The organism is Mesorhizobium sp. M4A.F.Ca.ET.090.04.2.1, assembly GCF_003999085.1.
GTDB lineage: Bacteria > Pseudomonadota > Alphaproteobacteria > Rhizobiales > Rhizobiaceae > Mesorhizobium.
On the sequence record NZ_RZOT01000073.1, the window covers coordinates 1 to 14,896 of the forward strand.

12 protein-coding genes and 1 pseudogene are annotated in these 14,896 nt (G+C 64.2%); 1 reads left to right on the forward strand and 12 read right to left on the reverse strand.

The genetic code is table 11. The annotated features are described in order from the left end of the window. A partial coding sequence (gene lipB, locus EN781_RS07925; RefSeq protein WP_127399895.1) for a lipoyl(octanoyl) transferase LipB occupies window positions 1-647 on the forward strand: 647 nt, incomplete at its 5' end. Between the two features lie 19 nt (window positions 648-666). On the opposite strand, the gene EN781_RS07930 is transcribed toward lipB, so the two are convergent. The 12 genes and pseudogenes from EN781_RS07930 to nuoK all read right to left on the reverse strand — a co-directional run bounded on the left by EN781_RS07930 (window position 667) and on the right by nuoK (window position 14,864). Further along, complete coding sequence (locus EN781_RS07930; protein WP_126054039.1) at window positions 667-1,917, reverse strand: site-2 protease family protein; 1,251 nt, start codon at window positions 1,915-1,917, stop codon at window positions 667-669. A gap of 511 nt (window positions 1,918-2,428) precedes the next feature. Next, complete coding sequence (locus EN781_RS07935) at window positions 2,429-3,112, reverse strand: ABC transporter ATP-binding protein (RefSeq protein ID WP_189347389.1); 684 nt, start codon at window positions 3,110-3,112, stop codon at window positions 2,429-2,431. Next, window positions 3,109-4,410 carry a lipoprotein-releasing ABC transporter permease subunit gene (locus EN781_RS07940; RefSeq protein ID WP_126054037.1) on the reverse strand — a complete coding sequence of 434 codons (1,302 nt, stop codon included), beginning with the start codon at window positions 4,408-4,410 and terminating at the stop codon, window positions 3,109-3,111. The genes EN781_RS07935 and EN781_RS07940 overlap by 4 nt, the downstream gene beginning before the upstream one ends. Beyond that, window positions 4,407-5,735 (reverse strand): annotated as a pseudogene (gene proS, locus EN781_RS07945) (proline--tRNA ligase). Before proS ends, EN781_RS07940 begins: the two are co-directional and overlap by 4 nt. Window positions 5,736-6,266: 531 nt before the next feature. Next, window positions 6,267-6,551, reverse strand: coding sequence for a DUF1467 family protein (locus EN781_RS07950; protein WP_126054035.1), 285 nt, complete (start codon window positions 6,549-6,551; stop codon window positions 6,267-6,269). Beyond that, entirely contained in the window at window positions 6,548-6,952 is a 405-nt protein-coding gene (gene mce, locus EN781_RS07955; RefSeq protein WP_126054034.1) for a methylmalonyl-CoA epimerase, read from the reverse strand. Before mce ends, EN781_RS07950 begins: the two co-directional genes overlap by 4 nt. A 127-nt stretch (window positions 6,953-7,079) precedes the next feature. Next, window positions 7,080-8,750, reverse strand: coding sequence for a ribonuclease J (locus tag EN781_RS07960; protein ID WP_126054033.1), 1,671 nt, complete (start codon window positions 8,748-8,750; stop codon window positions 7,080-7,082). A gap of 35 nt (window positions 8,751-8,785) precedes the next feature. Then, complete coding sequence (locus EN781_RS07965) at window positions 8,786-9,607, reverse strand: biotin--[acetyl-CoA-carboxylase] ligase (protein WP_126054032.1); 822 nt, start codon at window positions 9,605-9,607, stop codon at window positions 8,786-8,788. A 4-nt stretch (window positions 9,608-9,611) separates the two neighbouring features. Continuing rightward, window positions 9,612-11,048 carry an NADH-quinone oxidoreductase subunit NuoN gene (gene nuoN, locus EN781_RS07970; protein ID WP_126054031.1) on the reverse strand — a complete coding sequence of 479 codons (1,437 nt, stop codon included), beginning with the start codon at window positions 11,046-11,048 and terminating at the stop codon, window positions 9,612-9,614. An 18-nt stretch (window positions 11,049-11,066) separates the two neighbouring features. Beyond that, entirely contained in the window at window positions 11,067-12,572 is a 1,506-nt protein-coding gene (locus tag EN781_RS07975) for an NADH-quinone oxidoreductase subunit M (protein WP_126054030.1), read from the reverse strand. Beyond that, complete coding sequence (gene nuoL / locus EN781_RS07980; protein WP_126054029.1) at window positions 12,572-14,545, reverse strand: NADH-quinone oxidoreductase subunit L; 1,974 nt, start codon at window positions 14,543-14,545, stop codon at window positions 12,572-12,574. The genes EN781_RS07975 and nuoL overlap by 1 nt, the downstream gene beginning before the upstream one ends. Before the next feature lie 10 nt (window positions 14,546-14,555). Further along, the gene (nuoK, locus tag EN781_RS07985; RefSeq protein ID WP_019858930.1) at window positions 14,556-14,864 is read right to left on the reverse strand and encodes an NADH-quinone oxidoreductase subunit NuoK; all 309 of its coding nucleotides are present in this window, start codon (window positions 14,862-14,864) and stop codon (window positions 14,556-14,558) included. Between the last annotated feature and the right edge of the window lie 32 nt (window positions 14,865-14,896).

Sequence of the window (14,896 nt, forward strand, 5' to 3'; positions counted from 1 at the left end):
AGGCGATCGCCTTCATGGAGGCGCGCGCCGAGGCGATCCGCAGCGGTGCCGCCGGCGAGATGGTCTGGCTGGTCGAGCATCCGCCGCTCTACACGGCCGGCACCAGCGCCCGCATCGAGGACCTGATCGAGCCCGACCGGTTTCCGGTCTTTTCGGCCGGCCGCGGCGGCGAATACACCTATCACGGTCCTGGCCAGCGGGTCGCGTATGTTATGCTCGACCTCAAGCGCCGACGCGAGGATGTGCGCGCTTTCGTTGCCGCGCTCGAAGAGTGGATCATCGCGACGCTCGCCGCCTTCAACGTGCGCGGTGAGCGGCGCGAGGACAGGGTCGGCGTCTGGGTGGTGCGGCCGGACCGCCCTGCGCTTGCCGACGGCACGCCGGCCGAGGACAAGATCGCGGCAATAGGCATCAGGCTGAGGCGCTGGGTGAGCTTTCATGGCATCGCCATCAATGTCGAGCCGGAACTCGGACACTTCACCGGCATCGTGCCCTGTGGCGTCGAGGACCATGGCGTGACCAGCCTGGTCGACCTCGGCCTGCCGGTGACCATGGCCGACCTTGACCTGGCGCTGAAATCCGCTTTCGAACATGCGTTCGGCCCCGCCGCCGCTTCAGCCGTCGAGGCGATCCGCAAGGCCGGCTGAAGCCTATGCCGAATTCGGCTCAGACCAGTTGCGCCGACGCCCACAGCACCCCGTAGCCGTGGATGGCGAAGACCGCGAGTAGCGCGCCGGCCATGGCGAAACGGTCCAAGGTGCGAATCGGCTTCAGCTCATGGCGCGGCTTCACCGCGCTGCCCATGGTGAGCAGGCTGAGGATCAGGAACACGACGCCGGCCGCAAGCAGGAAGCCCGGCGAAAAGCCGGCCAGCCAGCCGAGCGCCAGCAGGGCTGACAGCAGCAGGAACGAAGCCAGTGCCAGCGCGATCGGTCCGGGGCAGATCTGGCGCAGCACCTGGCCGCCGTCGAACTTCCACACCGGCACCAGATTGGCGATGTTGAAGAGCGCGGAAAAGCCTGCCAGCGTCGCCAGCAGCGCGGCGACTGCGCCATGCCCCTCGCCTCTGGCAAGCCCGCTGGCGGCAATCAGCACGGGCACCAGGAAGGCCGAGAAGCCGGCGCCCATCAGCGCCACGAAGGCCACCTCGAAGCGGCTGTCGTAGGGCCTGCCGCCGATGGCGATACCGCCGAGCAGCGGGATGAAGATCATGCGCGCCCTGCTATGTCCCATCAGCCGGAATGCCGCCATATGGCCGAGCTCGTGCAGGGCGACCACCGAGGTCAGGATCGCGGCCAGCGCCAGGCCGCCAAGGCTGAGGCCGAAGAACGGCCACAGGATGAAGGCCGAAAGCACGGCGAATCCGACCTGGCTCAGCGGATGCTCGAACCAGCCGCCCTTGCGATACTCTCCGGTCCTCGCCCAGCGCTGCAGCTTGCCGAGCTCGCGACGCATGGCGAAATAGCGGAAGATCAGGAACGCGACGCCGCGATAGCGATCGGTCTGGCTGAGACTCACCCGGGTCGCGCCGCCTTCGGCCGCGAGCTCGATGGTTTCGCGATAGTTTGCCCAGAACGAGGCATCGAGCGAAGAATCGTCGAGGACGCGCATGGAGAACCGGCTGGCCTCGACGACATTTTCAAGCGCGACCCTGCGTTCGATCGGCTGGCCATCGCGCCCCTCCCAGGACAGGGTGATCCGGGCCATGCCCTCCCCATCCAGTGCCTGCGTCGAAACGATCTCGCCCGACCAGCCGGCATCGCTGCCGAACGGCCATAGCGCCTGCCAGAGCCGATGGCGGTCCGCCGCCACCAGCCGGGACACCGTGACCGTACGCAAACCCAGCGGCACGGTCATCAGCAGAAAAATCAGTCCGAGATTGCCGGCCAGGAGGATGGCCATCACGATCGGCGACACCGGTATTGCTCCCTGTCTTCGGTGCAACCTAGCGTCTTGGCGGACAAGAAAAGCTTAACGTCGAAGCGCTTGCGACAGCCGGCCGCAAGGCATGGTCCTCACATGGCGCCCATCCAGATCGCCATGGAAATCAGAAACGTGCTCATGCAAACGAGCGACACAACATCCTGAACAAGGTCCGACATAACTCTCTCCAGTTGTTAGTATGTTCGTAATTTGTTCTAATTTTGTTCGAATGTCAACGACCGCAAAAAGGCGCCGCCCGGAAATTTCGGGCCCTCAATCCGGCAGGGTTAAGGAAAGGTTGACAGGCGAATGCGCGCCGGTCTTGCGTTCACGGCGGACAGAAAGTCTTGGCAGTCAGGTCGCCGTGCACGCCGAGATTCGGGGCAGGCCGAGTCGAGAATGGTGGGTTCCGAGAACCGGAGCGGAGCGCACTTGAAGTACGTGAGCACCGGAAGCGCAGGAAGCCGCCTTTCGCAGGCCGGCCTCACCCGAATATCGCCGTGACCTAAAGGGGGACGACCTTGCCCTCGGCCAACGTCACCCGCCGATCCATGCGCGATGCCAACTCGTGGTTGTGGGTGGCGATCAGCGCCGCGAGGCCCGATTGCCTGACCAGCGCCTCCAGCGCCTCGAACACATAGGAAGCGGTGACCGGGTCGAGATTGCCGGTCGGCTCGTCGGCCAAAAGCACCAGCGGCGCGTTGGCGACGGCGCGCGCGATTGCCACGCGCTGCTGCTCACCGCCCGAGAGCTCCGACGGCCGATGATGCGCGCGCTTGCCGATCTGCATGTAGTCGAGCAGCTGTGCCGCCCGCTCGGCCGCCTCCTTGCGCGTCAGCCCCTTGATCAGCTGCGGCATCATGATGTTTTCCAGCGCGGAAAACTCCGGCAGCAGGTGATGGAACTGATAGACGAAGCCGACGTCGTTGCGGCGGATGGCCGTGCGTTCCTCGTCGGAGAGCCGGCCGCAGGCGCGCCCGCTCAGAATCACGTCGCCGGCGTCGGGCCGCTCAAGCAACCCGGCCGTGTGCAGCAGCGTCGACTTGCCGGTGCCGGACGGCGCCACCAGCGCCACCATCTCGCCGCGCCGCAGCGAAAAGTCGGCGCCGTTAAGAATGGTGAGCTTGCGCGGGCCCTGGACATAGTGCCGCTCGACGCTCTTCAGCTCGATAATGGCCTCGGCCATCACTCGTACCTCAAGGCTTCGACCGGATCGAGGCGGGCGGCCCGCCATGCCGGAAACACAGTCGCTAGGAAGGAGAGCACCAGCGCCATGATGACGACATAGGTCGTCTCGCGCGGGTCCATCTTCGCCGGCAGCTGGCTGAGGAAATAAAGCTCGGGATTGAACAGGATCCTGCCCGTCATCCACGAGAAGAACTGGCGGATCGATTCGATGTTGAGGCAGATGACGACGCCGAGCAGCACGCCGGCGACAGTGCCGGTGACGCCGATGGCCGCCCCCGTCATCAGGAAGATACGCAGGATGGCGCCACGCGAGGCGCCCATCGTGCGCAGGATGGCAATGTCGTGACCCTTGTCCTTCACCAGCATCACGAGGCCGGAAATGATGTTCAGAGCCGCCACCAGCACGATCAGCGTCAGGATCATGAACATAACGTTGCGCTCGACCTGCAGCGCCGAGAAGAACGTCTCGTTGCGCTGGCGCCAGTCGACAAGGTCGATCGGCCGCTGCGCCGCCTGCTCGACGAGCGGCTTCAGCGCATCGACATTGTCGGGATTGTCGACATAGATCTCTATGGTCTGCGCCCGCCCGTCCATGTTGAAATAGAGCTGCGCCTCCGAGAACGGCATGTAGACGATCGAGCTGTCATACTCCGACATGCCGACCTCGAAGATCGCCGCGATCTTGTAGCCCTTCATGCGCGGCGTCGTGCCAAGCGGCGTCACGTCGCCTTCCGGCGAGATCAGCGTGATGGTGTCGCCGAGCACGAGGCCAAGATTCTCGGCCATGCGCTTGCCGATCGCCACGCCCTCGCCGGTGTCGAAGCCGTCCAGCGTGCCCTGCTTGATGTTGCCGGAGACGATCGAGATCTTGCCGAGATCCTCGCCGCGTATGCCGCGCACCAGCGCGCCTGTGCCGCCGCCGACATTGCCTTGCGCCAGCACCTGGCCGTCGATCAGGGGAATCGCGTATTTGACGCCTGCCACGCCGTTGATGCGGCTCGCCACCTGGGCATAGTCCTCGAGCGGCGAATCGAGCGGCTGCGCGATCAGATGGCCGTTGACGCCGAGGATGCGGGTCAACAGCTCGGCGCGGAACCCGTTCATCACCGCCATGACGACGATCAGCGTGGCCACCCCCAGCATGATGCCGAGGAAGGAGATCGAGGCGATGACCGAGATCACCGTCTCCTTGCGCCGCGAGCGCAGGTAGCGCCAGGCAACCATGCGCTCGAACACCGAAAAGGCGCCGGCGGCTGGGGCTTTGACGGCCGGGGCTTTGGCTGCGGCCGCCTGGCTCATGCGGCGATACCGAGGCGCTTCTTCGCCGCTTCGATCGGCAGCGTCTCGCGCTCGCCGGTCCTGCGGTTCTTGATCTCGATCTCACCGGCGGCTACGCCGCGCGGCCCGACGATCACCTGCCAGGGCAGGCCGATCAGGTCGGCGGTGGCGAACTTGCCACCCGGCCGCTGGTCGGTGTCGTCATAGAGCACGTCCTTGCCGGCGCCGGAGAGTGCGGCATAGAGCTCGTCGCAGACGCGGTCGCATTCGGCGTCGCCCACCTTCATGTTGATCAGGCCGATGTCGAACGGCGCCACCGCGTCGGGCCAGATGATGCCGTTGTCGTCATGGCTCGCCTCGATGATCGCCGCGACCAGCCGCGAGGGACCGATGCCGTAGGAGCCGCCCGAAGCGAAATGATCCTTGCCGTCGGGCCCGGTCACCTTGGCGCCCATCGGCTTGGAGTACTTCTCGCCGAAATGGAAGATATGGCCGACCTCGATGCCGCGCGCCGAGACTTTGTCGCCCTCGGAGACCTTGTCCCAGGCCGCCTCGTCATGCATCTCGTCGGTGGCGGCATAGGGGGTCGTCCACGTCTTGACGATGTCGGCGATCTCGGCGTCGTTGGAAAAGTCGGTGTTCGCGCCCGGCACGGCGAGCGAGAGATAGTCTCGATGGCAGAACACCTGGCTCTCGCCGGTGTCGGCCAGGATGACGAACTCGTGGCTTAGGTCGCCGCCGATCGGCCCGGTGTCGGCGCGCATTGGGATCGCCTGCAGGCCCATGCGCGTGAACGTCCTGAGATAGGACACGAACATCCGGTTGTAGGCGGCCTTGGCGCCCTCGTAGTTGAGGTCGAAGGAATAGGCGTCCTTCATCAGGAATTCGCGAGAACGCATAACGCCGAAGCGCGGCCGCACCTCGTCGCGGAATTTCCACTGGATGTGGTAGAGGTTGAGCGGCAGGTCCTTGTAGGACTTCACATAAGCGCGGAAGATCTCGGTGACCATTTCCTCATTGGTCGGCCCGTAGAGCATCTCGCGCTCCTGCCGGTCCTTGATGCGCAGCATCTCCTTGCCGTAGTCGTCATAGCGGCCGCTTTCGCGCCACAACTCGGCCGACTGGATGGTCGGCATCAGGATCTCCAGGGCGCCGGCGCGGTCCTGCTCCTCGCGGATGATCCGGCAAACCTTGTCCAGAACCCGCTTGCCGAGCGGCAGCCAGGAGAAGCTGCCCTGTCACTGCTGGCGGATCATGCCGGCGCGCAGCATCAGCCGGTGCGAGACGATCTCGGCCTCGCGCGGATTTTCTTTGAGAATGGGCAGGAAATAGCGCGACAAACGCATGGACTGGTCCGTGAGAGAGGATGGCCTCGCCGGAATCGGCGCGGCATGGGCTGCTTGCCCCGGCTTCATAGCCATTTCATGGCGGATTGGAAACCCGAGCGAGCGCCCGAAGTGCCGCAACCGCCCGGTTGATCGTTTCACAAGCAAGGCCTGCCGTACTATTGTGCAGTGCAGCACGATATTGCCCGTTTGCGGGCAAAATTCTTCGTGACAATTTCATCTGCCTTAGGCTAGTGTGCCCCGATAACCGAGAGGGCGGAAAATAATCTGCTCTCCTACGCGGTCAAAGTCTTGGGAGGATGCGATCTAGGCGCGGTCACTCGCTGCCGCCGGACACCGGAAACAGATCGGACGCGTTTAAATTGCAAGGCCTCGTGCCTTGCATTTTTTTTGTGCAATCATCTGCTTAGTCTGGCAGGTTGCCAAACTGCTTCACCTAACGTCATCTCAACGAGAGTTCGACAGCCGGCTATCGGATTTCCGGCTGAAGCGAGTCGCAAGCAATGGGATGACTTTGGGTCGACTGCGTCGTTAATTCTTCGGCGTCTGGTTGAAGTCCGGCACGATGTGCGGGATGTCGTCGATGCCGAGGCCAAGCCCCCGCGTGATGCCGTAAAAGATGCCGAGAAGAACCAGCGTGGCGATCGTCGTCCGGAACGCCGCACGCAGCATATGCGGTCCGCGCGGCGCGCTGGGAACGGTGCCCAGTGTCACATCCTTGTCCTCATCCTGGGTTCTGAGGCTGAACGGCAGGACGGCAAACAGCACCACCCACCAGGTGGCGAAGAACAGCGCGATGAACGAGACCCAGCTCATGATTGCTCCAGTTCGACCAGCGTGCCGAAGAAATCCTTGGGATGCAGGAACAGCACCGGCTTGCCATGCGCGCCGATCTTCGGGCTGCCGTCACCCAGCACGCGCGCGCCGCTGGCCTTGAGCCGGTCGCGCGCGGCCACGATGTCATCCACCTCATAGCACACATGGTGCATGCCGCCCGAGGGGTTCTTCTCCAGGAACGCTGTGATCGGCGAGTTCTCGCCCAACGGTTCCAGCAATTCGATCTTGGTGTTGCCGACATCGACGAACACCACGGTCACGCCATGTTCCGGCAGCGCCTGCGGCGCGCTCAGCCGCGCGCCGAGCGTGTCGCGATAGGCCGCCATTGCCGCGGCCAGATCCGGCACGGCAAGCGCGACATGGTTCAGGCGTCCGAGCATAAAGCGCTCCGCTTTAGGGGAGTAAGGGAGTAGGGCAGTATGGGAGTAGGGAAACGAGTCTGAACAAATACAGACTGCTTATTCTTCCCTATTCCCCTACTGCCGTACTCCCCTATTCCCTTGTTCGTCACCGCGTGACGAACACCGTCACCAGCGGCTTCTTGCCCCAGGCTTCGTTGGCGGCACCGCGCACCGCGCGGCGCACCGCCTCCTGCACCAGGTCGAGGTCTTTTCGGCGCTGACGGGGGATCGAGTCCACGGCGCCGATTGCCGCATCGAGCATCAGGTCCTCCAGCGTCTCGCCGCTTGCGTCCGCCTCGGCGACGCCGATCGCCACCAGGTCGGGATCGCCGGCAAGCTCATATTTGTCGTCGAGCACGACATTGACGGCGACATGACCGGCAAAGGACAGCTTGCGCCGGTCGCGGATGCCCATCGCCTGGTCGGTGCCGATCAGCCGGCCGTCCTTGTAGACGCGGCCGAACGGCACCTGGTCGACAATGGTCGCGGCGCCCGGATAGAGCCTCAGCATGTCGCCGTCGCGCACCTGCGCCACCTGGCCGATGCCGGACATCGACATCAGCGACCCTTGCGCCACCAGATGCGCCGCCTCGCCATGCACCGGCACGCCGATCTGCGGCCGCACCCATTCATACATCTTGCGCAATTCGCTGCGGCGCGGATGGCCGGAGACGTGCACCAGCGCATCGCCGTCCTCGACGATCTTCATGCCGAGGTCGATCAGCCGGTTCTTGATCTCGAGGATCGCCTTCTCGTTGCCGGGGATGGTGCGCGAGGAAAACACCACGGTGTCGCCGGCCGTCAGCGACACCGATTTCATCTCGTCGCGCGACAGCTTGGCAAGTGCCGCCAGCGGCTCGCCCTGGCTGCCGGTGCAGATGATGACCAGGTTCTCGCGCGGGATGAAGCCGTAATCCTCCTCGGCGATGAACTCCGGCAGCCCGTCCATGTAGCCGAGCTCGCCGGCGACATCGATGACGCGCTTCAGCGAACGGCCGAGCACCAGACACTGGCGGCCGGCGTCGCGCGCCGCCCTGGCGATGGAAACGATGCGGCCGACATTGGAGGAGAAGGTGGTGACGGCGACGCGGCCCTTGGCGCTCTGGATGACGCCCTTCAGCCCCTCGCCGACCGCCACTTCCGAAGGCGATTCCCCTTCCCGCAGCGCATTGGTCGAATCGCAGACCAGCGCCAGCACGCCCTTGTCGCCATAGGCGCGGAAGCGCGCCTCGTCGGTCTTCGGCCCGATCGTCGGCTCCGGATCGATCTTCCAGTCGCCGGTGTGGATGACGGTGCCAGCCGGAGTGGTGATCGCCAGCGACATCGGCTCGGGAATCGAGTGGGCGACCGGGATGGCCTCGATCTCGAACGGACCGATGGTGAATTTCTCGCCGGCCCGGTAGATCATCGCCGGCACCTTCGGCGCATTCTGCTCGCCCTGCCGCTTGGCCTCCAGCAGGCCGGCGGTGAACGGCGTCATCCAGGCCGGCGCCTTCAGCCTCGGCCAGATGTCGAGCAGAGCGCCGTAATGGTCCTCATGTGCGTGAGTGATGACGATGCCGCGCAGACTGTCGAGGTTCTCCTCGATGAAGCGCGTGTCGGGCAGGATCAGGTCGACGCCCGGATGCGCCGAATCCGGAAAGGTGACGCCGACATCGACGACGATCCACTCGCGCGCATCGGCCGGCCCGTAGCCGTAGAGGGCGAAGTTCATGCCGATCTCGCCGACGCCGCCAAGCGGCACGAAGACGAGTTCGGCGTTTTCCGCTTTCGCCATGTTTCTTCCCTTCCTGGCCGGTCAGGCCAAGTCCGTTACCTTTGGGCCGACGCGACAGCGCCGAAATGCACGTCGCCGGCGGCGATCGTCACGACAGATCCCTCATCGTCGCGGATCACGAAACGGCAGTCCTCGTCAATGGTCTCGAACGTCCCGCGCACCACATTACCGTCAACCCTGACAGCAACCTCACCGCCGAGCCCCGCGGCGCGCGCCAGCCAGCGCCGCCTGACGGCGGCAAGCCCGCGCCCGTCGTCCCACAGCCGGGCATTCTCGTTCCAGGCATCCGACAGCGCCAGAAACAGGGTTTCGGCATCGCAATTCGCGCCAAGCGCGCGCAGCGATGTCGCCGGATAAGGCAAATTCTCCGGATATGCCACCACGTTGACGCCGATGCCGACTGCCACCGCGAAGCGATCGCCTTCGAGCAGCGCCGATTCCAGCAATATGCCGGCGAGCTTGGCGCCGGAGGCAAGCACGTCGTTCGGCCATTTCAGCTCGAAGCGGTTCTTGCCCTGGCTTGCACCGTCAACGCCGATCGCGATCCTGCCTTGCGGCACGACGGCATCGAGCGCGTCGGCAAGTGCCAGCCCGGCGACGAAGCCCAGCGTCGCGGCGAGCCGCAATTCGCCACCGCTGACGATGAGCAAAGTCGCCGCCAGATTGCCTTCCGGCGTCGCCCAGCTCCGGCCGCGCCGGCCGCGCCCGCTTTCCTGCTTTTTGGAAACGACCCACAGCTTGCCCAGATCGCCGGCCCGGGCATGGGCGAGCGCCAGCGCGTTGGTGGAGCCGACCGTGTCATGGGCTTCGAGCCGGAACCCTTCCGACGCCGCGGTTGGAGCCAACCTAAACGCCATGCCGTCAGAAGAAGGTCTTCGCCGCGGCTTCGGCATAGGTGCCGATCGGCCCGCCGATCAGCACGTAGAACAGCACGAAGGCGCCGCTGACGCCGAGCACGAGGCGCAGTTCGCTGGCCATCGGCACGAAGCCGCCGACCGGTTCGTCGAACCACATGAGCTTGATGATGCGCAGATAATAGTAGGCGCCCACCACCGAGGCCAGCACGCCGATGATCGCCAGCGCATAGAGGTTGGCGTTGATGGCGGCGAGGAAGACGTACCACTTCCCCCAGAAGCCGGCGAGCGGCGGAATGCCGGCCAGCGAGAACATCAGGATAGTGAGGATCGTCGCCATGATCGGATTGGTCGAGGCGAGGCCGGCGAGATCGTTGATCTGCTCGACATTGCCCTCCTTGCGCCGCATGGCGAGGATGAAGGCGAAGGTGCCGAGCGTCATCACCAGATAGATCAGCATGTAGATGGCGACACCGCGCACGCCGGCCTGGCTGTTGGCGGCGAGGCCGACCAGCGCGTAGCCCATGTGACCGATCGAGGAATAAGCCATCAGCCGCTTGATGTTGGTCTGGCCGATTGCCGCGAAGGCGCCAAGCGCCATCGAGGCGATCGAAATGAAGACGATGATCTGCTGCCAGTCCGACGCGATCGGCTTGAAGGCGCCCATGGTGACGCGCACGATCAGCGCCATCGCCGCCATTTTCGGGGCGGCGGCCAGGAAAGCGGTGATCGGCGTCGGCGCGCCCTCATAGACGTCCGGGGTCCACATGTGGAACGGCACCGCCGAAATCTTGAAGGCAAGGCCGGCCAGCACGAAGACCAGGCCGAAGACGAGGCCGAGCTGCCGCTCGCCACTGCCGAGCGCGGTCGCGATCTCCTGGAAGCCGGTGTTGCCGGTGTAGCCGTAAATCAGCGAGATGCCGTAGAGCAGCATGCCGGACGACAGCGCGCCGAGCACGAAATATTTGAGGCCGGCTTCGGTCGAACGGACGCTGTCGCGGTTGATCGCGGCGAGCACGTAGATCGCCAGTGACTGCAGCTCGAGGCCGAGATAGAGCCCGATCATGCCGTTGGCCGAGATCATCAGCAACATGCCGAGCGTGCACAGCAGGATCAGCACCGGATATTCGAACTTGTCGAAATGCTCCTGTCTGGCGAAGCGCATCGACATGACCAGCGTCACCGCCGAGCCGATCAGCGCCAGCACCTTCATGAAGCGGGCGAAGGAATCCTGGACGAAGGCGCTGCCGTAGGCGGTGCCCTGCCCGCTGGAAGAGACCACCCAGAAGCCGGCGAGCGCAAGTATGGCGACGGCAAGACCGTTGACGGTGGCCGTGCTGTCGGTGCGCGAATAGGCGCCCACCATCAACAGCGCCAGCGCGCCGATGGCGAGGATAAGCTCCGGCGTCGAGAGCGAAAGGCTGGAGAGAAGGTCCGGCGTCATGGTTCGCGATATCCCCAGTCAGTTCGCCGCCGCGGTCTGCGCGGTATTGATGGATGCGGTGACGTTAGTGACGAGCGCCTTGACCGAGGCGGCCGTCGCATCGAAGACCGGCGCCGGGTAGACGCCGAAGAAGATGACCAGCACCACCAGCGGATAGATGATCGCCTTCTCGCGCGCCGAGAGGTCGAGCAGATCTTTCAGGCTGTCCTTGGTCAACGACCCGAAGATCACGCGGCGATAGAGCCAGAGCGCGTAGGCCGCCGACAGGATGACGCCGGTGGCGGCGAAGAACGCCACCCAGGTGTTGACCCGGAACACACCCAGCATGGTCAGGAACTCGCCGACGAAGCCGCTGGTGCCAGGCAGGCCGACATTGGCCATGGTGAAGACCATGAACACGGTGGCGTATTTCGGCATGTTGTTGACCAGCCCGCCATAGGCATCGATCTCGCGCGTGTGCATGCGGTCGTAGATGACGCCGACGCACAGGAACAGCGCGCCGGAGACGAGGCCGTGGCTGAGCATCTGGAAGATCGCGCCCTGCACGCCTTCCTGGTTCATGGCGAAGATGCCCATGGTGACGAAGCCCATATGGGCGACCGACGAATAGGCGATCAGCTTCTTCATGTCCTCCTGCATCAGCGCCACCAGCGAGGTGTAGATGATGGCGACGACCGACAGCGTGAACACCAGCGGCGCGAACATTTCCGACGCCAGCGGGAACATCGGCAGCGAGAAGCGCAGGAAGCCATATCCGCCCATCTTCAGGAGGATCGCGGCCAGGATCACCGAGCCCGCCGTCGGCGCCTCGACGTGCGCGTCCGGCAGCCAGGTGTGCACCGGCCACATCGGCATCTTCACCGCGAAGGAGGCGAAGAAGGCGAGCCACAGCCAGGTCTGCATGTTGGCCGGGAAGTTGTGCGTCAGCAGCGTCGTGATGTCGGTGGTACCCGACTGGTAGAACATCGCCATGACGGCGAGCAGCATCAGCACCGAGCCGGCGAGCGTATAGAGGAAGAACTTGAACGAGGCGTAGACGCGCCGCTTGCCGCCCCAGACGCCGATGATGATGAACATCGGGATCAGGCCGGCCTCGAAGAAGACGTAGAACAGCACGATGTCGAGCGCGCAGAACACGCCGATCATCAGCGTTTCCAGGAGCAGGAAGGCGATCATGTAGGCCTTGACCCGCTTCTCGATCGCTTCCCACGAAGCCAGGATGCAGAGCGGCATCAGGAAGGTGGTGAGGATGACGAACAGCATCGATATGCCGTCGACACCCATGTGGTAGGAAATGCCCGAATCCAGCCAGGCGACCTTCTCGACGAACTGGAAGCCGGCCTGCGAATTGTCAAAACCCTTCCAGATGAACAGCGAGATGACGAAGGTGATGCTCGTCGTCCACAGCGCGATGGCGCGGATGTTGCGGCGCGCGTTTTCGCTGTCATCATTGATGAACAGGATGAGCAGCACACCAACCAGCGGCAGGAAGGTGACCAGCGAGAGGATTGGCCAGGCGGTCATCAGAGCATCATCCAGGTGACGAGTGCGGCAACGCCGATCAGCATGGCGAAGGCGTAGTGGTAGAGGTAGCCGGTCTGCAGCTTGACGACCCGGTTGGTGACGTCGACGACGCGCGCCGAGACCCCGTCAGGCCCGAACCCGTCGATGACGGCGCCGTCGCCGGTCTTCCACAGGAACCTGCCGAGGCGCTTCGCCGGCCGCACGAACAGGACGTCGTAGAGCTCGTCGAAGTACCACTTGTTGAGCAGGAAGGCGTAGAGCAGGCGATGGTTGGCGGCGACGCTGGCGGGCAGTTCCGGCGAGCGGATATAGAACTTCCAGGCGACCGCGAAGCCGATGACCATGGCGATGAACGGCGCCAGTTCGACCCACAGCGGCAGTTCGTGGATCTCGTGAAGGATGTGGTTTTCCGGCAGTGTGAACAGCGACGCCTTCCAGAACTCGGCATAGCCCTCGCCGATGAAGGCGCCATGGAAGATGATGCCGGCAAACAGCGCGCCCACGGCCAGGATGAACAGCGGCACCAGCATCACCGGCGGCGATTCATGGACATGGTGCATGACCTCGTGGCTGGCGCGCGGCTGGCCATGGAAAGTCATGAAGATCAGCCGCCAGGAGTAGAAGGAGGTAAAGGCCGCGGCGACAACCAGCAGCACGAAGGCGGTGCCGGCAAACAGATTGTGGCTGGCAAAGGCACTCTCGATGATGGCGTCCTTGGAGAAGAAGCCGGCGGTGCCGATGACCGTCACCGGAATGCCGACGCCGGTCAGCGCCAGCGTGCCGATCACCATCATCCAGTAGGTCTTCGGAATGAGCGTCCTGAGGCCACCCATGTTGCGCATGTCCTGCTCGTCGGAGACGGCATGGATCACCGAGCCCGAACCGAGGAACAGCAGCGCCTTGAAGAAGGCGTGCGTGAACAAATGGAAGATCGCGGCGCCATAGGCGCCGACGCCGAGCGCCACGAACATGTAGCCAAGCTGCGAGCAGGTCGAATAGGCGATGACGCGCTTGATGTCGTTCTGGACGAGGCCGACAGTGGCCGCGAAGAAGGCGGTGAAGGCGCCGATGAAGGTGACGACCGTCAGCGCCGAATGCGACAGCTCGAACAGCGGCGACAGCCTGGCCAGCATGAACACGCCCGCCGTCACCATGGTGGCGGCATGGATCAGCGCCGAGACCGGGGTCGGGCCTTCCATGGCGTCGGGCAGCCAGGTGTGCAGCGGCACCTGCGCCGACTTGCCCATCGCGCCCATGAAGAGCAGCAGGCAGACGACGGTCAGCGCCGAGTGCTTGTCGAGCGTATAGCCGAGGAAGGTGAGCACGGTTGCGCCGTGCTCGGCGCCCTCTGTCGGAACGAAGCTCGCCGCATTGGCGAAGATGGTGCCGAGATTGACCGAGCCGAAAAGCACGAACACGCCGAAAATGCCCAGCGCGAAGCCGAAATCGCCGACGCGGTTGACGATGAAGGCCTTGATTGCCGCGGCATTGGCCGACGGCTTCTTGTACCAGAAGCCGATCAGCAGGTAGGAGGCGAGACCGACACCTTCCCAGCCGAAGAACATCTGCACCAGATTGTCGGCCGTCACCAGCATCAGCATGGCGAAGGTGAACAGCGACAGATAGGCAAAGAAGCGCGGCCGGTTCGGATCGTGATGCATGTAGCCGATCGAGTAGATGTGGACCAGCGCCGACACGGTGTTGACGACGACCAGCATCACCACCGTCAGCGTGTCGATCCTGAGCGCCCAGGACGCGTCGAGCCCGCCCGACTGGATCCAGCGCAGCACCGGCACGGTGAACACTTCGCCCTCGCCGAAGCCGACCGAGAAGAAGGCGATCCACGACAGCACGGCCGAAATCACCAGGAAGCCGGAGGTGATGTATTCGGACGCCTTGGCGCCGAGCGACGTGCCGAACAGGCCGACGATCAGGAAGCCGAGCAGCGGAAGGAAGACGATTGCTTGATACATGACTGCCCCGTCAACCCTTCATCATGTTGACGTCTTCGACCGCGATCGAGCCGCGGTTGCGGAAGAAGACGACGAGAATGGCAAGACCGATCGCGGCCTCGGCCGCGGCGACCGTCAGCACGAACAGCGCGAACACCTGCCCGACGAGATCGCCGAGCGCCGCCGAGAAGGCGACGAAATTGATGTTGACCGCAAGCAGGATCAGCTCGACCGACATCAGGATGACGATGACGTTCTTGCGGTTCAGGAAGATGCCGAACACGCCGAGCGTGAACAGGATCGCCGATACGGTGAGGTAGTGCGCGATGCCGACGACCATCTCAGATGCCCTCGCCCGATTTGACCTTGCGG

Coding starts and splice junctions, on each gene's coding strand:
- mce (WP_126054034.1), bottom strand. CDS start 6,952: ATGCTCGGACGCCTGAACCATGTCGCGCTTGCCGTGCCGGATCTGGCC.
- nuoL (WP_126054029.1), bottom strand. CDS start 14,545: ATGTATCAAGCAATCGTCTTCCTTCCGCTGCTCGGCTTCCTGATCGTC.
- EN781_RS07950 (WP_126054035.1), bottom strand. CDS start 6,551: ATGAGCTGGGTCTCGTTCATCGCGCTGTTCTTCGCCACCTGGTGGGTG.
- EN781_RS07960 (WP_126054033.1), bottom strand. CDS start 8,750: ATGGCGAAAGCGGAAAACGCCGAACTCGTCTTCGTGCCGCTTGGCGGC.
- nuoK (WP_019858930.1), bottom strand. CDS start 14,864: ATGGTCGTCGGCATCGCGCACTACCTCACCGTATCGGCGATCCTGTTC.
- EN781_RS07965 (WP_126054032.1), bottom strand. CDS start 9,607: ATGGCGTTTAGGTTGGCTCCAACCGCGGCGTCGGAAGGGTTCCGGCTC.
- EN781_RS07975 (WP_126054030.1), bottom strand. CDS start 12,572: ATGACCGCCTGGCCAATCCTCTCGCTGGTCACCTTCCTGCCGCTGGTT.
- EN781_RS07940 (WP_126054037.1), bottom strand. CDS start 4,410: ATGAGCCAGGCGGCCGCAGCCAAAGCCCCGGCCGTCAAAGCCCCAGCC.
- nuoN (WP_126054031.1), bottom strand. CDS start 11,048: ATGACGCCGGACCTTCTCTCCAGCCTTTCGCTCTCGACGCCGGAGCTT.